The following is a 20,446-nucleotide window of genomic DNA, read 5'->3' as shown; positions in this document are numbered from 1 at the left end:
TTTGATACCTCTACGGCGGGCTCGGACCCGCCTCAGGTGAGAATTAATGTAGACAAATCCGCGACGCGCTCCGGCGCCGCGGATTTGTCGCAATTTGGCAACAGCGTGGTAGGAATGCATCAGTCCGATTCCCGGACGTGCCGCGTTCAGCATCACCTTGCCGGAATGACCAGCGCAGAGACATCGGCCACCCCCTTCGATTCGTCGTCCACCGAGGGCCGGCGCTGGACCTGGCGCACCTGGCTGGCGCCGGTGGCGGTGGCGCTCGCGCTGCTGTCGGCCTTCCTCACCTTCATCGTGCTGGTCGGGCTGACCCCGGTCGAGCCCACGACCGACGTGGTCAAGACCTTCTACCTGATCGACGCCGGAACGATCCTGGTCCTGGTCGGGATCATCATCCGCGAGGTCTGGCAGGTGGTGCAGGCCCGCCGGCGCGGCCGGGCGGCGGCACGGCTGCACGTCCAGATCGTCAGCCTGTTCTCGGTGATCGCGGTCCTGCCGGCGGTGCTGGTCGCCGTGGCGGCCAACGTCACCATCGATCGCGGCCTCGACCGGCTGTTCTCCGGACCAGCGAAAGTCGCGATCCAGAACTCGCTGACCATCGCGCGCGCCTACATGCAGGAGCACGCGCAGTTCATCCGCGGCGACATCATCGGCATGGCCACCGACATCGCACGCGCCAGGCCGCTGTTCGACCAGGACCGCGCCAGCTTCCGCGAGCTGCTCACCACCAGCGCCGCGTCGCGCAACCTGCCGGGCGCGATGATCATCGACAAGAACACCAACCCGATCGTCTGGGCCGAGACCGGCGGGGTGCAACTGGCCTATTCGCCGCCGGCGCCGGAGTTCCTCAACAATGTCCGGGAGGAGGAGCCCGAGATCGCGGTCCTGCCGGAGTCGAACTACGTCGCCGCGGTGATCCGGCTGCGCGCATTCAACGACACCTTCCTCTACGTCGCGCGTCCGCTCGATCCGCAGGTCGTCGAGCAGCTCAAGCAGACCGAGCTGTCGGTCGCCGAATACGCCCAGGTCGAGGCGCGCCGCTTCGGCATCCAGATCGCCTTCGCGCTGATGTTCGCGGTGATCGCGCTGACCATCCTGATGGCCTCGGTGCTGATCGGGCTGAACTTCGCCAACTGGCTGGTGGCGCCGATCCGGCAATTGATGAATGCCGCCAACACCGTGTCGACCGGCGATCTCAACGTCCAGGTCCCGGTGCATCGCTCGGAGGGCGATCTCGCCCAGCTCGGCCAGACCTTCAACAAGATGACGCAGGAGCTGCGCACCCAGCGCGACGAGCTGGTCAGCGCCAGCGAATTGATCGACAGCCGGCGCCGCTTCATCGAGGCGGTGCTGTCGTCGGCCTCCGCCGGCATCATCGGCGTCGATGCCTCTGGCAGCGTCGGCATCCTCAACCGCTCGGCCGAGAAGCTGATCGGACATGCCGAGCAGGAGGTGCTCGATCATCCGCTCTCCGACGTGCTGCCCGAGCTCGACGACATGATGAAGACCGCGCGCGAGGGCAAGCAGCGGCTGGTGCAGGGTCAGATCACGATCCAGCGCGACGGCCACGAGCGCAATCTGTCGGTGCGCGTCACCGCCGAGCAGACCAACCAGGCGCGCGACAGCTACATCATCACGCTCGACGACATCACCGAGCTGGTGTCGGCGCAGCGCACCTCGGCCTGGGGCGACGTCGCGCGGCGCATCGCGCATGAGATCAAGAATCCGCTGACGCCAATTCAACTGTCCGCAGAGCGAATTCGCCGCAAATTCGGCAAGGTCATCACCGAGGACAAGGCGATATTTGAGCAATGTACCGAGACGATCGTGCGGCAGGTCGACGACATCAGGCGAATGGTCGACGAGTTCTCGCGGTTCGCGCGGATGCCGAAGCCGGTGATGGAAGGCGAGGACGTCGCCGACACCGTGCGGCAGGCCGTGTTCCTGATGAAGGTCGCGCATCCCGAGATCGACATCGAGACCGAGATCAAGCAGGACCCCTTGCGCGCGCAGTTCGATCGCCGCCTGATCTCGCAGGCGCTGACCAACATCATCAAGAACGCCACCGAGGCGATCGAGGTGGTGCCAGAGGCGGAGCTCGGCAAGGGCCGTATCGACGTGGTCGCCTCGCGCGAGGGCGAGGACGTGCTGATCGACGTCATCGACAATGGCATCGGCCTGCCGAAGGTGGCGCGGCAGCGGCTGCTCGAGCCCTATGTCACGACCCGCGCCAAGGGCACCGGCCTCGGGCTCGCGATCGTCGGCCGCGTGCTGGAAGACCATGGCGGCAAGCTCGAGCTGAAGGACGCGTCCGATTTCCGTCCCGGCCAGCGCGGCGCCTGGATGCGGCTGCGCTTTGCCGTCTCCGGCCAGGCCGCGAAGACGGGCGCGAAGGAGCAGGCGGCGGCGTCTGACAATGCGCAGAAGACCGAGGTTGGCGGCGAAACCGCTGACACGGTTCAAACGACCAATGATGAACCAAAAATCCAAGCCGCAACCGGCAGCTGACGAGACAGGCGTGACCCATGGCGAGTGATATTCTGATTGTCGACGATGAAGCCGATATCCGGGAGCTGGTCGCCGGCATCCTGGATGACGAAGGCTTCACGACGCGAACCGCGCGCGACAGCGATTCGGCGCTCGCGGAGATCACGAGCCGCCGTCCCAACCTGGTGTTCCTGGACATCTGGCTGCAGGGCTCCAAGCTCGACGGTCTGCAGCTCCTCGAGCAGATCAAGAAGGACCATCCCGACCTTCCGGTCGTGATGATCTCCGGCCACGGCAACATCGAAACGGCGGTCGCCGCGATCAAGCGCGGCGCCTATGACTTCATCGAGAAGCCGTTCAAGTCCGACCGGCTGATTCTGGTAGCGACGCGTGCGCTGGAGAATTCCCGGCTCAAGCGCGAGGTGCGCGAGCTCAAGCAGCTGGCGCCGACCGCGAGCAGCATGACCGGCCGCTCGCCGTCGATGAACCAGTTGCGCCAGACCATCGAGCGCGCCGCCAAGGCCAACAGCCGCATCCTGATCGTCGGCCCTCCCGGCTCGGGCAAGGAGCTCGCCGCGCGTTCGCTGCACGCTCAGTCGCCGCGCTCCGAGGGCCCGTTCGTCGTCATCAACGCCGCCGCGATCACGCCGGAGCGGATGGAGGAGGAGCTGTTCGGCATCGAGCAGTCCAATGGCGAGCAGGCGCGCAAGACCGGCGCGCTCGAAGAGGCCCACGGCGGCACGCTGTTCGTCGACGAGATCGCCGACATGCCGCGCGAGACGCAGAACAAGATCCTGCGCGTGCTGGTCGACCAGACGTTCCAGCGCGCCGGCGGCACCACCAAGGTGCACGTCGACGTGCGCATCATCTCCTCGACCGCACGGAATCTCGAGGAGGAGATTGCCGCCGGGCGTTTCCGCGAGGACCTCTATCACCGTCTGTCGGTGGTTCCGATCCGGGTTCCGCCGCTGTCGGAGCGCCGCGAGGACATTCCGGAGCTGATCGACTATTTCATGGAGCAGATTTCGGCCACGACCGGCCTGCCGAAGCGGCAGATCGGCCAGGACGCCATGGCCGTGCTGCAGTCGCATGTGTGGCCCGGCAACGTCCGTCAGCTTCGCAACAACGTCGAGCGCGTCATGATTCTGGCCGCCGGCGGACCGGAGGTGATCATCACCGCCGACATGCTGCCGCCGGATGTGGGATCGATGGTGCCGGCGATGCCGACCAGCAACAATGGCGAGCACATCATGGGACTGCCGTTGCGCGAGGCACGCGAGGTGTTCGAGCGCGACTATCTCATCGCCCAGATCAGCCGCTTCTCCGGCAACATCTCGCGCACGGCCGAGTTCGTGGGCATGGAGCGGTCCGCCCTGCATCGCAAGCTGAAGGCGCTCGGCGTCGGCTGAGGCTCCCGCTCGGCCAAACTTGCCGACTGGACGAATTTACATTGGAAAATTCGTCCATTTCCGGAATTTTACGGATGAATCCGGTTCTTTTGGAACCGGCCTCCTTGCAAGCGGCTTGCCTAATATGCTCGCCTGTCTTCTAATCCGGCATCCCGTGGTCCCTCGAGGGGGATCTCAATGGACCATGGGCCACCTCGATGAATCCGGGGCCTGCGATCGGGTCATCGAAGGTTCAATAAGAAAAAGCACAAGACTGCGAGATAACAACAATGGCGGCCGACCGCGCACAAAACCTACAAGACACCTTTCTCAACCATGTCCGCAAGACCAAGACGCCGCTCACGATCTTCCTGGTCAATGGCGTGAAACTGCAGGGGATTGTCACATGGTTCGACAATTTCTGCCTGCTGCTCCGGCGCGACGGTCACTCGCAGCTCGTCTACAAGCATGCGATCTCCACCATCATGCCGGGCGCGCCGATCCAGTTGTTCGAGGGCGGCGAGGACGCGTCTGCGTGAGTGTGACCTGACGTGAGAGTGACCTGATTGGAACCCCGCGATCGCGAAGGGACCATCGGCCTGTCGAGGCCGGATGACAATAAGGGGACCGGGCTCGTCATCGTGGTCGGCCCCTACTTGCGAGCGCGCCGCGGCGACGATGGCGCGCAAGCAGGCCAATCAGACATGCGTGATTTCGAGGCACGGATCGACGAGGCGGCGGGCCTCGCGCGGGCCATCGACCTGACGGTGGCCGAGGCCATTCTCGCGCCGATCGGGCAAATCCGCCCTGCGACCTATCTCGGCAAGGGCAAGGTCGAAGAGATTGCCGGCGTGATCGCCGGCCATGGCGTCGAGCTGGTGGTGATGGATTGCGCGCTCTCGCCGATCCAGCAGCGAAACCTCGAGAAGGCCTGGAACACCAAGGTGCTCGACCGCACCGGCTTGATCCTGGAGATCTTCGGCCGCCGCGCCAAGACGAAGGAGGGCGCGCTGCAGGTCGAGCTCGCGCATCTCAACTATCAGCGCAGCCGTCTGGTGCGGTCCTGGACCCATCTCGAACGCCAGCGCGGCGGCTTCGGCTTCATGGGCGGTCCCGGCGAGACCCAGATCGAGGCCGACCGCCGCCTGATCGGCGACCGCATCACGCGGCTCGAGAACGAGTTGAAGAAGGTCCAGGCGACGCGGCGGCTGCATCGCGCCGGACGCCAGCGCGTGCCGTATCGCGTCGTGGCGCTGGTCGGCTACACCAATGCCGGCAAGTCGACGCTGTTCAATCGCCTGACGCGCGCCGACGTCCAGGCCGCCGACATGCTGTTCGCGACGCTTGATCCGACCTTGCGCGCGATCACGCTGCCGCATGGCGGCAAGGCGATGCTGTCGGACACCGTGGGCTTCATCTCCAACCTGCCGACGCAGCTCGTCGCCGCCTTCCGCGCCACGCTCGAGGAGGTGCTGGAGGCCGACGTGATCCTGCACGTCCGCGACATGTCGCACGAGGATGCCGAGGCGCAGCAGCACGATGTCGAGCTGGTGCTCAGCCAGCTCGGCATCGATCCCGAGGCCACCGACACCATCATCGAGGTCTGGAACAAGATCGACCGTCTCGACCAGGCAGCGCGCGAGAACCTCGCCAACATCGCCGGGCGTCGGCCGCCGGAGCGGCCATGCCTGCTGGTCTCGGCCCAGACCGGGGACGGCGTCGACGCGCTCCTGCAGACGATCGAGGACCGTCTCGCGGCGGCGCGGACCACGCTCGATCTCACCATCGACGCGGCCGACGGCGCCGGCATCTCCTGGCTGCACCGCAACGCCGAGGTGCTGGCCAAGGAGCTGAACGAAGGCCGCTACGACATGACCGTGCGCGTCGACGCCACCAAGCGCGACATCGTGGTCGAGCGCTATCACGGCGTGCCCCGGGTGGCGTAAAGCAGCAAAGGTATCCGACCACTATCAATTGCCGCTCGATCGAGCGGCAATCATCCAAATCAACTGATTTACGCGCTTATACGCTATATTCTTTGAACGTCTCCGGCGGTCGCCTAGTAAGCCACACCAGCATCATCGCGCAGCAAAATCAAATGGATGCAGCCGATTGAACGGCTCTCACAGCCATCTCGGCTCATAGACGCAGATGACTTTACACATGGAAAACTTACAACTAAAACGTGTTAATTACCAATATTGCGTTGTATCAAAAGCTGCCGACAGCCACGCCGTTCAGAAGCGCCTTTCGTTTAAATGAGATTATTTTGTCGAGCGACATGCGGGTTGCGCGTATGGCCTCAAGAGAAAAAATCCGACAGAGTGTCCGAACCTCGATCTTTATGAGATCGATTGGCCGCTGTGAGTACGGGGCTTGTGGGGAAATCGCAGCAAGATGGTCCAATGGGCACATCGAGATGATCGGCGAACTCTGTCACATCCTGCCGGTGAATGAGGGTAGTCGATCCGAATTCAAAGCGTCGTTTCCGCACGTCGATCTCGATTCTGAAAACAACTTGATGCTGCTTTGCCGAAAGCACCATCACCTGATCGATCAAGAGAAGCCGAGCGAATACCCGCCGGCGATTCTTTTCCAGATGGTCATTAACAAGGCTCGTCACGTCGCCAGATTCGTGGACGACTTGTTTCAGAGTAGTCCATTTAGGTTCGACCACCACGAGTTGGCGCAAGATGTCAGGGTCGGTCGAATATATGACCTGATGAATGAGGCGACCCTGAGTGGACCAAAAGAGGGGCGCAGTCTTCTCCGGCAGGCAGAGCGTGTCCTTGGCGACATTGCGCTCAATCCCTTGGTTGAAACTGCCGTGCAATGGGTGGAGCTGGCGCGACTTGAGCTCAAAACTACGTCGTTGGAGAACGACTATTCCTCGTCTCGATGGGAGAAGGGGCTGCAGGCGAGCATCGCTATACTGAAAACGATAGTGGACCCGCGAAAAGTGCCCGTCGCGGTTTCGCTTATGCTGCTTTTCTTAAGGGATGAATACGGTGTATTCGATGCACAGAAAAAGCTAACGCTGGCGAAGTCGCTGAACGACAAGCTCGATTCCGTTAGTAGTTCAGCTGACGATCGTGACGCGTTGGCTTATAGTTTAATTGTAAAGTCATCCGTGGTCAGGTGGCGAGGTCGCTTGCAGCGACTTCAATCACACCAAGAACGCTCGTTCAGCGAAGCTGAACGCTGCGCGAAACGCAGCCTTTCTCTCGTTAGATCCTCGTCGGCGTTGCTGCAGTCTTTGCTCGTGGAATACTCGAAAGCAAGATTGCTCCCCCTGAGGTCGGTCGCGGAGTACGATGAACGAATAGCCGCTATAGGCCAAACCTTAGAGAGCCCCGAGCTTTTAGAGTACGGCGCGGCTGCGAAATATCGTCCAATCTTCTATCGACAAACATTTCAATATATCAAGTCGATAGACGCATTTTGGACGGGCATCGATTTCGGATTTCGTCCTGCGTTGAGCCGTGTGGCACACGTCATAGGCGAGGCTTCGACTGCTGCATATTCGCAAGATCGAAGCAGAGGATTGACAATTGTGAATGATGCACTCTCGTTTCTTTCGGAGGCATTGCGTCAGGGCTTCGATCATGCCCACAATTTCAAGGCTTGGATTGCTTGCAGGTCCATTGTGGATGAAAAGTGGTTCGATATTAATCTGTTATCCAAGTTTGAGACGGATCTCGAAGCTCCGAACCAACTCGCGAACATCTTGACGGATGCGCGGCGGCGCTTTTTTGGACAAGACGCATTCGGCCACGACGTGCTCTTCGGTGTCGATGAAGCAGAGTTCTGGACGATGCTAGGCACCTTAACTGCTCGTTGTAGATCTGATCTGGATCTCGCAATGCGGTTTTTCGAACGCGCCAGTCGCTATGGAGGGCATAGGTTTCCGATACATGCTGCACGTGTGCGGGCCTGCTTGCATGTGAAGCGTCTGGAGGAAGCACGTGCGCACCTGCTTAGAGCCCGGAGCGTGGCAAGCGCGCGATATGGGAGCGCAATCGCTGATCTAGAAGCGTCCCTAGCCAGATTGGAAGATTCACCTGGTCTGTCTCGAAGCTCCGCATGATGCGTTTTATACCTCGTGTCCAAGTTGCTTTCTCCGTGTCGGTCCACAGCTGTCGACGCCTTCAGGCAAGACCACGTCTAGAGTGCCCCCGTTTGCAGGGGCGAGTTCGATGTAGGCATGGAGGTGTTGTAGATCGTCGTTGGCACCGCTCGACTGTCACGAAGCGTGGTCTCGATCTCGTTGGGCTTCTCGCCAATCTTCACAGGTACCGCGCAGTATGAGCGGTACGCGCTGATAGCGTCAAATGTGATATCGTGGTGGAGTGAATCGTTGTTTGCTGCCGTGGGTAGGCCGCACTGGTCGTCTACATCTCTGCACAACTGACCGTCGCGCCGGATCAGACCGCCATTTGGTCGCGCTCGATCGAACTAAAGGGGCGTGATGTCGACGTGCAGCACTGCGGCGCGACCGCCGTCGACGGCTGCGACGCAGCGTTCGATGGCTGCATCGAGCGCCTCGGGATCGTCGACCCGCTCGCCATGGGCGCCGAATGCGCAGGCGATGTCGGCGAGACGACGCTGCTCGTCCTGACGGCCGGTGCAGAGCCGGGAAAGAAATGAGTCGGTCTGCTGTGCCGCGCCGTCCGGATAGACGCGCTGAACCGAAGCCTTCACCGCCTGCCAGCCGTTGTTGTCGAGGATCACGGTCAGGATCGGAAGCTGATATTGCTGCGCTACGGCGTAGACGGAATCCGGCGCGGCGAAATGATAGGCGCCGTCGCCGACGATCTGCACCACGCGCGCTGAGGGATTGGCGAGCTTGAGTCCGAGCGCCATGCCGCCGCTGAAGCCGAGGCCGCCGCCCGCCAGGCCCACATAGGTCATCGGCCTGGTGCGGCGAAGCTGCTGCTGCAGGACCGGCGCGTTGCGGACCGCCTCGTTGACAACGATGTCGTGCTCCGACAGATGCGCCTGCAGCCGCGCGAACAAATGGGCCGGGTTGATCGCGCCGATTGAGCCCTTCTGCGCGGCCGCCGACGTATGTCTCGCATGCGCGGCCTTGCGGGTTGGCTGCCAGCTCGCGATCCGGTCGCGCACCTTCCTCAAATATGTATCGTCGGCACGTGCGACGACGAGCTCCAGGACCTGCCGAAGAATGACGGCCGAATCGCCCTCAATGCGGAGGTCGGTGGCAAATCCCCACATCGGGATGTCCGCCTTCAGGGCGTCGATGTCGATCTGGATCCAGCGCAGCCGATCGGCCGCCTTCAGCATCTGCGGAATGAAGGGGACGTCGATGTCGATGAGCAGCCCGAGATCGGCGCCAGCAATAAGCGCGGCAGGATCGGCGCCCGCAAAGCAAGGGGAGTCCTGGCAGATGTTCATCGTGATGGGATTGAACTCGGCGACCCGGATTCCGCAGACCAGCGCCAGTCGCTCCAGCACAGAAACCGCCTCGGCGCTGCGTCCGAGATATGCGGTCACCGCGATCGGATTGTCCGCCTTCATCAGCGCGTCCGCGATCGCCTGCGCGCGTTCCGGCTCGATGCCTCCCGCTTTGACGCTGCCATAGCGCGCGGCCGGGTAGGCCGGCATCGCCTGTTCGTCCCAGGTCTCGGCAAGGGTTTCTCGCGGCAGCATCATGTAGACCGGGCCGGGCGGATCGCTGTGCATGAACGCGGCAGCGCGGGCCACCGCCTCCTTGACGACGACGCCCGACGGCAGGGTGTATTCCCATTTGACATAGGGCCGCACGATGCTGCCCTGATCGAAGTTCTCCTGCACGAAGTGGACGTAGGTGTCACGTCCTCCCGGCAGCTCGCCATGCAGCGCGAACGGAGCCCGCCCAGCGAACAGCAGCACCGGCAGCCGGTAGCGAAAGGCGTTCTGAATGGCCATGCACGCGTTCGCCGTGCCGGCATCGACGTGGACGAACACGGCCTGACCGCGGCCGGTCGCGCTCGCATAGCCCATCGCCATGTGCGCAGCGACCACCTCGTGGGGACACAGGATCACCTCGGGGTGCCGTCGACCTTCGCTGTCCCAGCGTGCAAGTTCCTCGATCAGCGAGACATGATCGGTGCCGAGATTGGCAAAGATGTAGTCGATGCCGCTCTCGACGAGCGCCTCGAGGAAGTAGTGCGCGGTGGTGTGGCGTGTCATGGCGCGGTGGCGAGGATCAGGCGACGACGGCATTGTCACGGCGCACGGCCTCAGCCTGGGTTGTGAGGCCGCGCAGGCGGTCCAACAGGTCGTCGGGCTCCTGAGGTGCGGCCGCGCCGCGCCAGGCGATGTGCGAATCCGGTCGCACCACGAGCAGGCTGTCAGCGAAGTCGTAGCCGCCCTTGGCCCGGTCGACGTCGACGAGCGTCAAGGGAACGCCCTGGCGGGCTGCGGCCTCGACCAGCGCCTCGGCATTGATGGTTGGATCGAACCGGACCAGCGTATAGGCCGGGCCGAGCGCGTCGAGCAGCGAGCGGCCATCGGCGAGCCACACATGCGGGGCGCGTGCGCCCGGCACGGTCGACGCGGTGAAATGGCCCATGCCGTAGGGCGGCGGCGTCTCGCCATCGTACGAAATGGCCGGTGACCGGTCGTAGTAGTAGCCGAAGTTCAGGCCGGAGCAGCAATATTGCTGCACGTTGAGGTCGTAGGCGGCCTGTCCCACCTTGCGGCGCGCCTCATCGCCCACGGGGCCGTCCATTTCGACTTCGGCAGGCACGCTGCGTCGCTGGCTCATCACGGCGAGCGCATGGTTCATCGCGAAGTGCGACACCTGTTCGGTGATCGGCTGCCGCTCCGCCTCATAGGCGTCCAGCAGGGCAGGGGCAGCCCAGCCGTGCAGCACGCCGGCGAGCATCCAGCACAGGTCGACCGCATCGGCGATCCCGGCATTCATGCCGTAGCCCGCATAGGGAATCCACAGATGCGCCGCATCGCCACAGATGAAGGCACGGCGATCGCGAAAGCGATCCGCCACCAGGCGGCGTCCGATCCAGTCCTCCTTGCTGATGACCTCGTACTCGAAGCGGTCGTCGACACCGAGAATGGTGCGCAACGCCCAATCGCGATCGACACTGTCGAATTCGACTTCCTCGGCCGCGAGGTGGTTGTGGATCAGCCAGTTGTCGCGGCCGTCGATGGAGACGGTGGTGCCGCAGCGCCGGGGGTTGAGCGACATCGTCATCCAGGCCGGCTTCTGGGTGATCAGGTCCTTCAGCGCAGGGGCATGGATGTAGGTCGACTGCACCCGCTGCACGACATCGGTGCCGCTGAGCCGCGCGCCGATCAGCTTGCGCACCGCGGAGCGGCCACCGTCGCAGCCAATCAGATAATCGGCCGAAATGGTGATGTCTCGGCCGGCGTCGAGATCGCGTGCCCGCGCGATCACGCCGTTTTCATCCTGGTCGAACCGATCGACCTCGACGCGGTTCAGGATCGTGATGCCGCGTTGCGCCTCGGCGCAAGCGAACAGGATGGGCTCGAGATAGATCTGGTTGATGCGATGGGGCGGCTCGGGCGTCGGCCAATCGGTGTCGGGTCCACCGGTCGCCGTATAGCGGTCCTTGCGGGACGGAATCGGGATGCGCGTCAGCTCGCGGCCGACGACCGTGGTGCGATAGGCGCAGTCGTTGGGAAAGTCGGCCGGCAGGCCGCCTTCGCGCACTTGTTGGACGATGCCAAGGCGGCGGAACACCTCCATCGAGCGCGCGGAGACGTGGTTGCATTTTACGTTGGGCGGCTCTCCGGCGCGCCTGATCTCCGCGACCACGACCTCGATGCCGCGCGAGGCGAGATCCATGGCGGCGGTCAGTCCGACCGGACCGGCGCCCACGATGAGCACCTGGGTTTGAATCGTCTTCATGTCAGTTCTCTTCTGCTCTGAACCTAGGCACGCTCGGCTGTCGAAAGCGCATCCCGCTGCGTGCCGTCGGCGGTCGGAAGACTGCCGCGCATGCCGAGGACGGCAAGGCCCAGGATCACCAGTGCCGAGAACAGTTGCGGCACCGCGCTGGCCTGAAACAGCGAGGACACGTCCCATTTCGCTGCGAGCATCAACCCGCCGATCGTGACGCCGAGGATCGAGCCGAAGCGGCCGATGCCCAGTGCCCAGCCGATGCCGGTGCCGCGGATGTAGGTCGGATAGATGCGCGCCGCGTAGGCGTTGCAGCCGATCTGTCCGCCGATCACCGCGACGCCGGCAATGAAGACGGCCGGCACGAGAATCGGCAACGAGGCTCCCGCGATACCGATGGTGATGATCGAGAGGAAGCCGGCAACGTAGGTCGCGAACAGGACGCGATCGAAGCCGAACTTTTCGATCAGCAGGCCGAGCCCGACGGTGCCAAGCATGCCGCCGAGCTGGAAGGCGATGCCGACGGCGATCGCCGCCTGGACGTCAAGCCCGACACCATGTGTGAGCGTCGGCAGCCAGCTGTTGAGGAAATAGATGTCCATCATGTTCATGAAGAACATCACCCACAGCAGCAGGGTCGGGAGCAGGCGCCGCTTGGTGAACAACTGCGGCAGCAGGAAGCCCTTGCCGCTCTCCTCGATGATCGTAAAGCGCGCGTCGGCGGGGAGGCGGTCCGACGGATCGATCCGGCTCAGCAGCGCGCGCACGCGATCATTCTTGTTGTCGTCGAGAGCCAGCAGCGAGAGCGATTCCGGCAGCCAGATAATGAGGACCGGACAGAGGATGAGCGGCAGAATGCCGCCGATGAGAAAGATGATCTGCCAGCCATAGGCGGTGATGAGCTTCGCCGCGACCGCTCCGCCGATCGCCGATCCGAGCGACACCGTCATGAACATCAGCATGATCAACAGGGTCCTGCGACGCTGCGGCGAATATTCGCCGGTCAGAGCGATCGTGTTGGGCAGGACGCCGCCGAGCCCGAGGCCGGTGAGGAACCGAATGATGACGAGGTCGGATACGCTGGTGGCCTGGGTGGTCGCCAGCGATCCAAGCGCGAACACGAGAACCCCGGCGACGACCAGCCATTTGCGCCCGAGATAGTCGGCCAGCGCGCCGAACACCAGCGAGCCGATCATCACGCCGAACAGGGACGCACCGAACACGGGCCCCAACGCGCCCGGCGCCAGATGCAGGTCCTTGCTGAGGGCAGGGGCGACGAAGCCGAGCGCCTGGGCATCGAAGCCGTCGAGCCCGACGACCAGCGCGCACAGGCAGATCACCCTGATCTGGAAGCCCGACAGCGGCCGCTCGTCGACGTAGCGCGTGAGATTGATCGCTTGCGTCAAATGTCCCTCCCCCATGTGCTTGTTGTTGCCTGGCGCGCTTCGCAGCAGCCGCCGGCTGTTTGCAAATATGTTGCATGATCAAACTCTTTCGATTAGCCACAAAATTCTCATTCATTCATGAGGAAAGCTAATGCCCCCGACCTTGCGGCAATTGGAGGCCCTGGTCCTGGTGTATCGGCTCGGCAGCATCACCAGGGCGGCCGCCGAGCTGCGCGTCACGCAGTCGGCGATCAGCCTGCTGATCCGGCAGATCGAGGAGAACTTTCAGCTCAAGCTGTTCGATCGCACGACGCGGGCGCTGCACCCGACGGCGGCCTGCCGTGAGGCGATCACCGCCGCGGAACGCATCCTGGCGGGGACGCAGGGGCTGTCGCAGCGGATGCGCGACCTTGCCGAGATCAAGGCCGGCCGAATTTCCATCGCGGTCTCAGCGGGCGTCGCGTCGGCGCTGCTTCCACGCGTGTTTGCGACGTTTCGATCGCGCCATCCCGAGGTGAGGATCGATCTGCGCGATGTCGCGCCCGACGAACTCCTCGCGATCGTGATGGCCGGGCATGCGGAGTTCGGCCTCGGCAGCGTCGAGGACGACGGCGTGCCGGAGGTCAGGATCGATACACTGATGCAAAGTCCGCTCTCGGCGATCGGCATCAAGGACGGCCGGTTCGAGAAGCACCGCCGTCTGACCTGGGACGGCATCATGAGCTCCGATCTGATCACGATGCGTCACGGCACGCGCATCCGCCGTCAGATCGACGAAGCGCTGGCGCAGACGGGGCGGGCGCTGAAGCCGGCGTGGGAGGTGTCGCTGATCACGACCGCGCTGGCGCTCACGGCGGAGGGCGCCGGCATCAGCATCCTGCCCGCGCACATGCTGCCGAAGGCACAATTTCCGACGCTTGCCGCGATCCCGCTGTCGCAGCCGACGATCCATCGGCATGTCTCGCTGTTGAGCCGCGCCGACTTTGGATTGTCGCCGGCCGCGCAGCGCTTCGTCGAGATCGCAAAGGCCGTGCTGTCGCGGAAGGGCGGCTGATCACGGCTTCGGAGACGGGGACGCTACTTCTCCAGTCGCTTCGCCTCGTTCCACAATTCGTCCATCTCGTCGAGCGACGCTTCTTCGAGCGTGCGGCCCTTGGCCGTCAGCGCCTGTTCGATGTGCGCGAAACGGCGCTCGAACTTGGCGTTGGTGCCCCGCAACGCGGTCTCCGGATCCACCTCGGCATGGCGGGCAAGATTGACCAGCGCGAACAGGAGATCGCCGGTCTCCTCGGTCAGCTCGGTCGCATCCTTGTTGTCGAGCGCGGCCTCGATCTCGTCGGCTTCCTCGCGGATCTTCTGCAACACCGCGCGCGGATCGTTCCAGTCGAAACCGACGGTCGCGGCCTTGCGCTGCAGCTCCATCGCGCGGACCAGCGCAGGCTGTCCGGCCTTGACGCCCGACAGCAGCGAGGACTTGCCCGTCTCCGCCTCGGGCGGCCGTCGCGCGGCGCGCTCGGCCTTCTCCTCGGCCTTGATGCGGTCCCATGTGCCTTTGGTCGGCTGAGTGACGTTGCCGTCCTTGTCCGGGAACACATGCGGATGGCGGCGGATCATCTTCTTCGTGATGCCCTCGACGACGTCGCCGAATGCAAACGCGCCTTGTTCTTCGGCGATGCGGGCGTGATAGACCACCTGCAGCAGGAGATCGCCGAGCTCCTCGCGCAGATCGTCGAGATCGTAGCGCGTGATCGCGTCGGCCACCTCATAGGCTTCCTCGATGGTGTAGGGCGCGATGGTCCGGAACGTCTGCTCGATATCCCACGGGCAGCCGGTGACCGGCGTGCGCAGCGCCGCCATGATCTCGATCAGGCGTGAGATGTCGCGGGAGGGGATCATGGGCAGGTCCTGACAGCATCGTTCGATCGTGTCCTGTATGCCCCAAGCCGCGCGCGGCTCCCAGCAAAAAGGGCGATTACGCGGGATCGCTCCGCGGGTTGGCCCGACCCGTCGATGATGCTAAGCGGGGGGCCATGAGTGAGCAGGACATGACAGCCCTGGTGCTGTTCTCGGGCGGGCAGGATTCCACGACGTGCCTGGCCTGGGCGCTCGACCGCTTCGCGCGCGTCGAGACGATCGGATTCGCCTACGGCCAGCGCCATGCGATCGAGCTCGCCTGCCGCGACTGGCTGGTCGAGGGCATCGCGCGCCTGCGTCCCGACTGGGCGGCAAAGCTCGGCGACAGCCACACGCTGGACATTCCAACGCTGGCTGCGATCTCCGAGACGGCGCTGACGCGCGACGTCGCGATCGAGATGGGCGCTGACGGCCTGCCCAACACCTTCGTGCCGGGCCGCAATCTGGTGTTCCTGACCTTTGCGGCGGCGCTCGCCTATCGCCGCGGCATCCGCCACATCGTCGGCGGCATGTGCGAGACGGACTATTCGGGCTATCCGGACTGCCGCGACGAGACCATCAAGGCGCTGCAGAGCGCGCTGAGCCTGGGCATGGCGCGCGCGTTCGAGCTGCACACGCCGCTGATGTGGCTGTCGAAGGCCGCGACCTGGCAGTTGGCGCATGATCTCGGCGGCACCGGGCTCGTGGACCTGATCCGCGACCGGTCGCACACCTGTTATCTCGGCGAGCGCGGCGCGCGGCACGATTGGGGGCACGGCTGCGGACAGTGTCCCGCCTGCGAGCTGCGCGCCAAAGGATGGCGCGAATACATCGCGGCGGGCGGGCCATCCTGAATCGGAAGCGGGGCCTTCGGGCCCCGCGGAGAGTTGCGCGACAGGCGAGCGCTCAGGCGGCTTCGTTGTCCGACGGCTCACGCTGGCTGACGATGACGAGATCCGCATCGGCGAGGTCGTGGCCGTCATCGGCCTCACTGGCTGCGGCGGAGGCCGCCTGCGCGACGAGGCGCGCGGTGATGTCGTGATTGGCGTCCTTGCCGCTCTTCTCCCAGGCAGGCGCGTTCAGCACCACGATGTCGTCGTCGTGGGCGGCACCGTCGTGATCGGCGGGCACGATCGACGGCGACTTCACCGGCTTGTCGACGATACGCAGGGTCGGGGCCTCGGCCTCGACCGGCTCCGCTGCGGCCGGTTCGTCCTCGGCCATTTCTGCCTGCTCCGGCGCCGGGTCGACGGCCTCTTCGGCGGGAGCATCCGTGTCGGCGCTCGCAGCGCTGGCCACCGCCTCGGCGGCTTCGGCAGGCTGTTCGGCGGCCGCGGCAAGGCTCTCTGTGGCCGGCGCATCATCATGCGGCGCGAGGCCGAGATGCTGCGAGATCTCCTTGATCACGCGGTCGATCGCCACCAGCACGCGATATTCCGGGATCGAGGCCATGTGCTGCTCGAACCGGTTGCGCGCATATTGCAGCGAGTCGATCACGTCGGTGGCGATGGAGGAGCCCGACGCTTCGGTGCCGTGCAGGGCTCCGGCGGCCTTCTCGGTCGAGCTCTCGATCAGCAGGAAGGCCTCGTACTGCGGAATCGATTTGAGCTTCTCGTGATAGTCCTGACGCACGCCGGCGAGCGTGTCGACGATGGTGGCGAACTCTGGCGCGGGCATTTTCAACGTCCCCTCAACTTCGGCAAAGAAGATGCGGGACGCTACGGACGCACTGATGAATGTTCAATTTCGAACGAATACGGCTGTTCGCGGCATGAATAGCCGGCCGTTAAGACCGCACCATCAAAAGCAGGATCGCCCGCTCACCGGGCATTAAGCATCCTCGCGACCCTTGCGAAACGCTCAGCCGGCAAAATCCTCGGGCCGGAGCTCGATGGGCTTGCCATGTGGGGTGCGATCGGCCGCGTGATCCCAGGCGTCGCGGTAGCGCGCGAGCGCATCGGCGGAGGTGACGCCCTTCTCGGCGACCAGACGTTCGAGCGTCGCCAGCCAGTGTCGATAATACGTATCGCCGCAATCGGCGTCGCCGGCCGCTTGCGCGCGTGAAATCTCCTGGGCGAGCGCGGCGGCCCATTCGGGCCAGGTGAACAGCCCGCGGGCGTGCAGCGTGACGGCCATCGCGAAGGCGTGCGCTTCCCACGGCTCGCGAAATACGGGCCCGCTGTCATCGACAGGAATGCCGGGCAGGGCGCGCGTCGCCGCGACCGCCGCCTCACGGTCCGGTTTCATCGGGCTGGCTCCAGATAGGGCTCGAAAGCGTCGACCGTAACCTCCAGCAGCGGATCGGGCGCATCGGCCCACAGCTCGGCGCCGCTGAACGCCACCGTGTAGAGCCATTGCGGATCTTCGCCGCCGCCATGGGCGTTGCTGTCCGGAAACACGTGCATGCCTCTGACCGCCGCGACGCGGCCGAGATGGCCCCGCACGTAGCGCGGCAGCCGTGTGTGCGTCGACGGATGGATGTCCTTGGCCCGTACACTGTCGCCGACGGCGAACAGCGCCGGCTGCGTCGCCACGCGTTCGGTCGGGCCACCGCGACGCAGTGTCGGCGCGACGGCATCTGCAGTGAGGATCTTGGCGACGGGCTTGGCCGGATGCAGCACCTTGCCGGCGGCGATCTCATCGGCGTCGACCAGATGCCGCTCCTGCATCAGCCGTTCGAGGCCCGCGAGCCAGATCTGGTAGTAGCTCATGCCGAGGTAGTCGTCCGGCGGACGGTTCTCGCGCGCGAACCGCGACATGTCGATGTTCCAGCCGCCGGGGGTTGCCATCGCCAGCGTCATGGCGAACGCGCGGCGCTCCCATTCGGCGTGAAACACCGGCTCGTTCGGCTCGGGGCGGACCGGGCCGAAGCCGGCGACGCCGCCCATGTCATGCGCACCATCCATCAGCGGCCGACCTCGTGCGGTTGCTTCGGCAGGCCGGTGCCGATCATGCTGTCGCGCGTGACGAGCTCGGCGAGCCGCTCCGCGCTCCAGCCGTCGGTCCCCGCGGGACGCATCGGCAGCACGAAATAGCGGACCTCGGCCGTCGAATCCCACACCCGGATCTTCGTCGTCGGCGGCAAGTCGAAGCCGAAATCCTTCAGGACGCCGCGCGGATCCTTCACCGCCTTGGCGCGATAGGGCGCCGACTTGTACCAGACCGGCGGCAGGCCGAGCACGGGCCACGGATAACAGGAGCACAGCGTGCACACGACCATGTTGTGCAGATCCGGCGTGTTCTCGACCGCCACGATGTGCTCGCCCTGGCGGCCGGCATAGCCGAGCTCGCCGATCGCCGGCGTGGCGTCGGCAAGAAGGCGTGCCCGATAGGCCGGATCGGTCCAGGCCCGCGCCACGACCTGGGCGCCGTTGCGGGGACCGACCTTGCTCTCATAGGTCTCGATGAGCACGTCGAGCGCAGCGGGATCGATATATCCCTTCTCGGTCAGGATGCTTTCGAGCGCGCGGACCCGCAGATCGGTCTCGGACAGGTCCGAGTGATCGTGCGGATGGTCGTGATGGTGGTCGTGATCGGTCATGGTACAACCATAGGCGTAATCGGGCACCGCTGTCGAGCCGAGGACGTTACAAACCGACGGTGCGAGCAGTCGCGTTTCAACGCTGCCGGAGCCGTGCGGCGGTCACAATGCCGGGCGCGGCGCCGTCGGTCATTGACGCGCCGATTCCGGACGCAGATGTGATCGAGGCCGCTCCCTTGCCGCCACCTCGGACTGTTCAAATCGGAGCGCAGATATGGTTCGTGATGCTTTCGCCGTCCCGATCGGGCACGATAGCAACAGAGGTTTGAGGTTCATCAATGCCGAACGACGTCTCCCGCCGTGATCTTGCAAAGCTGGCCGGGCTGGCCGCCCTCGGGGCGGCCAATGGCCCGGCGCAAGCGGAGGAGGGCGCGGTGAAGGAGGATGCCGGGCGGCGGTTTCCCGCCGATTTCGTGTGGGGGACGGCGACGTCGTCGTACCAGATCGAGGGCGGAGCAACGGCCGATGGCCGTGGGCCGTCGATCTGGGACGTGTTCACGCATTTGCAGGGCAACATCGAGGACGGCAGCACCGGCGACGTCGCCTGCGATCACTACAACCGCTACAAGGACGACGTGCGGCTGATCAAGGAGCTCGGCTGCCGGGCCTATCGGTTCTCGATCGCCTGGCCCCGGCTGTTTCCCGACGGGGGGCTGACTCCCAATCCGAAGGGCCTCGACTTCTACAACCGCCTCGTCGACGAGCTCCTGGCCAACGGCATCACGCCGTACGCAACGCTGTATCATTGGGATCTGCCGCAGGCGCTGCAGGACCGCGTCGGCGGCTGGCTCTCGGTCGACACGGCCAGGGCCTTTGCGCACTATGCGGGCTACGTCGCCGAGCATCTCGGCGACCGTGTGAAGACCATCTTCACCATCAACGAATGCGGCCGCTTCGTTCCGTTCGGCTATGGCCTCGGCGTCGACGCGCCCGGGCTGAAGCTGCCGCAGCAGCAGGTCAACCAGGCGCGCCATCACGTGGCGCTGGCGCACGGTCTCGCCGTCCAGGCCATCCGATCCGGCGGGCGCGCCGGCATGCGCGTCGGCATGGCCGAGAACATCACGGCCTGCCTGCCGGCGATCGACACGCCGGAGAACATCCGCGCCGCCGAGATCGCGACGCGCGAATTGAATGCCGGCTTCCTCAACGTCATCCTCGAGGGGCGCTACACGGAGGGTTTCCTGGCGTGGTCCGGCAAGGATGCGCCGAAATTCACCGCCGACGAACTGAAGATCATTTCGGCGCCGGTCGATTTCGTCGGCCTCAACATCTACGCGCCGCAAGCGTATGTCGTCGCGTCGGACCGCGCGACCGGATTCGACGTGCTGCCGATGCCGTCCTCGTTCCCGCACATGAGCTCACCCTGGCTGCTGGTCGGTCCGGAGACGGCCTATTGGGTGCCGAAGCTCGCCGCCAAGATCTGGAATCTCCAGACCATCTACATCACCGAGAACGGCACCTCCTCGGACGACAAGCTGACCGCCGATGGCAAGGTCCACGACCTCGACCGCGTGATGTATCTGCGCAACTATCTCGCCCAGCTGCAGCGCGCAACGTCCGAGGGCGTGCCCGTGAAGGGCTACTTCCTGTGGAGCCTGCTGGACAATTTCGAGTGGGTGTTCGGCTACAAGCAGCGCTTCGGCATCTATCACGTCGACTTCGACACCCAGGTGCGCACGCCCAAGCTCAGCGCGTCGTACTACCATCACGTGATCAGCCGCAACGCCGTGAGCGCGTGAAGCGCCGCGACGCCACCCGGGGTCCCGCCGGGCGCAGTCCGCGCCATTCAGGCGGCCGATGTGCCGTCGGCATCCGACGCATTGAGTGTCGGCGCGCCGGCCTTCACGTCGCGATTGCAAATCCATGA

General features: G+C 64.6%; 16 protein-coding genes. 8 read left to right on the top strand and 8 right to left on the bottom strand.

Annotated elements, in window-relative coordinates; translation table 11 throughout:
• Window positions 1-165: 165 nt before the first annotated feature.
• From QX073_RS06810 to QX073_RS06790, 5 genes are all read left to right on the top strand, one after another.
• Entirely contained in the window at window positions 166-2,511 is a 2,346-nt protein-coding gene (locus tag QX073_RS06810; protein ID WP_315751121.1) for a PAS domain-containing sensor histidine kinase, read from the top strand.
• Window positions 2,512-2,528: 17 nt separating this feature from the next.
• Window positions 2,529-3,899, top strand: a complete 1,371-nt coding sequence (locus tag QX073_RS06805; protein ID WP_315711893.1) for a sigma-54 dependent transcriptional regulator — start codon at window positions 2,529-2,531, stop codon at window positions 3,897-3,899.
• Between the two features lie 269 nt (window positions 3,900-4,168).
• The gene (hfq, locus tag QX073_RS06800) at window positions 4,169-4,417 is read left to right on the top strand and encodes an RNA chaperone Hfq (RefSeq protein ID WP_006613906.1); all 249 of its coding nucleotides are present in this window, start codon (window positions 4,169-4,171) and stop codon (window positions 4,415-4,417) included.
• 27 nt (window positions 4,418-4,444) lie between these two features.
• The gene (gene hflX / locus QX073_RS06795) at window positions 4,445-5,824 is read left to right on the top strand and encodes a GTPase HflX (RefSeq protein ID WP_315711897.1); all 1,380 of its coding nucleotides are present in this window, start codon (window positions 4,445-4,447) and stop codon (window positions 5,822-5,824) included.
• Between the two features lie 239 nt (window positions 5,825-6,063).
• Window positions 6,064-7,965: an HNH endonuclease signature motif containing protein gene (locus tag QX073_RS06790; RefSeq protein WP_316225486.1), complete on the top strand. Its 1,902-nt coding sequence runs from the start codon at window positions 6,064-6,066 to the stop codon at window positions 7,963-7,965.
• Window positions 7,966-8,333: 368 nt separating this feature from the next.
• On the opposite strand, the gene QX073_RS06785 is transcribed toward QX073_RS06790, so the two are convergent.
• Genes QX073_RS06785 through QX073_RS06775 form a run of 3 tightly spaced genes read right to left on the bottom strand, consistent with a single transcriptional unit; the run spans window position 8,334 to window position 13,166 of the window.
• The gene (locus tag QX073_RS06785) at window positions 8,334-10,067 is read right to left on the bottom strand and encodes a thiamine pyrophosphate-requiring protein (protein ID WP_316225485.1); all 1,734 of its coding nucleotides are present in this window, start codon (window positions 10,065-10,067) and stop codon (window positions 8,334-8,336) included.
• Between the two features lie 16 nt (window positions 10,068-10,083).
• The gene (locus QX073_RS06780) at window positions 10,084-11,769 is read right to left on the bottom strand and encodes an FAD-dependent oxidoreductase (protein WP_316159505.1); all 1,686 of its coding nucleotides are present in this window, start codon (window positions 11,767-11,769) and stop codon (window positions 10,084-10,086) included.
• 23 nt (window positions 11,770-11,792) lie between these two features.
• Window positions 11,793-13,166 carry an MFS transporter gene (locus tag QX073_RS06775; RefSeq protein WP_316225484.1) on the bottom strand — a complete coding sequence of 458 codons (1,374 nt, stop codon included), beginning with the start codon at window positions 13,164-13,166 and terminating at the stop codon, window positions 11,793-11,795.
• Between the two features lie 130 nt (window positions 13,167-13,296).
• Between QX073_RS06775 and QX073_RS06770 the strand changes: the two genes are divergently transcribed.
• The gene (locus QX073_RS06770) at window positions 13,297-14,199 is read left to right on the top strand and encodes a LysR family transcriptional regulator (protein WP_315711905.1); all 903 of its coding nucleotides are present in this window, start codon (window positions 13,297-13,299) and stop codon (window positions 14,197-14,199) included.
• A 23-nt stretch (window positions 14,200-14,222) separates the two neighbouring features.
• Here QX073_RS06770 and mazG read toward each other — a convergent pair whose 3' ends face one another.
• Complete coding sequence (mazG, locus tag QX073_RS06765; protein WP_316225483.1) at window positions 14,223-15,041, bottom strand: nucleoside triphosphate pyrophosphohydrolase; 819 nt, start codon at window positions 15,039-15,041, stop codon at window positions 14,223-14,225.
• Between the two features lie 134 nt (window positions 15,042-15,175).
• Here mazG and queC point away from each other — a divergent pair, with 134 nt between their 5' ends.
• Window positions 15,176-15,892 carry a 7-cyano-7-deazaguanine synthase QueC gene (gene queC / locus QX073_RS06760; protein WP_316191247.1) on the top strand — a complete coding sequence of 239 codons (717 nt, stop codon included), beginning with the start codon at window positions 15,176-15,178 and terminating at the stop codon, window positions 15,890-15,892.
• A gap of 52 nt (window positions 15,893-15,944) precedes the next feature.
• Here the strand turns inward: queC and QX073_RS06755 are convergent, their stop codons facing one another.
• The 4 genes from QX073_RS06755 to nthA all read right to left on the bottom strand — a co-directional run bounded on the left by QX073_RS06755 (window position 15,945) and on the right by nthA (window position 18,579).
• The gene (locus QX073_RS06755; protein WP_316172032.1) at window positions 15,945-16,715 is read right to left on the bottom strand and encodes a hypothetical protein; all 771 of its coding nucleotides are present in this window, start codon (window positions 16,713-16,715) and stop codon (window positions 15,945-15,947) included.
• A 183-nt stretch (window positions 16,716-16,898) separates the two neighbouring features.
• Window positions 16,899-17,285, bottom strand: coding sequence for a nitrile hydratase accessory protein (locus QX073_RS06750; protein WP_315751545.1), 387 nt, complete (start codon window positions 17,283-17,285; stop codon window positions 16,899-16,901).
• A complete protein-coding gene (gene nthB, locus QX073_RS06745; protein WP_315711914.1) occupies window positions 17,282-17,944 on the bottom strand; it encodes a nitrile hydratase subunit beta in 663 nt (220 codons plus the stop codon). The genes QX073_RS06750 and nthB overlap by 4 nt, the downstream gene beginning before the upstream one ends.
• A complete protein-coding gene (nthA, locus tag QX073_RS06740) occupies window positions 17,944-18,579 on the bottom strand; it encodes a nitrile hydratase subunit alpha (RefSeq protein ID WP_315827603.1) in 636 nt (211 codons plus the stop codon). The genes nthB and nthA overlap by 1 nt, the downstream gene beginning before the upstream one ends.
• A 278-nt stretch (window positions 18,580-18,857) precedes the next feature.
• Here nthA and QX073_RS06735 point away from each other — a divergent pair, with 278 nt between their 5' ends.
• A complete protein-coding gene (locus tag QX073_RS06735) occupies window positions 18,858-20,318 on the top strand; it encodes a GH1 family beta-glucosidase (protein WP_315751548.1) in 1,461 nt (486 codons plus the stop codon).
• The last annotated feature ends 128 nt before the right edge of the window (window positions 20,319-20,446 follow it).

It is taken from the genome of Bradyrhizobium sp. SZCCHNS3052, assembly GCF_032484495.1.
GTDB lineage: Bacteria > Pseudomonadota > Alphaproteobacteria > Rhizobiales > Xanthobacteraceae > Bradyrhizobium.
The sequence above is the reverse complement of the archived record's forward strand: the minus strand, read 5'-3'. Positions and strand labels throughout refer to the sequence as shown.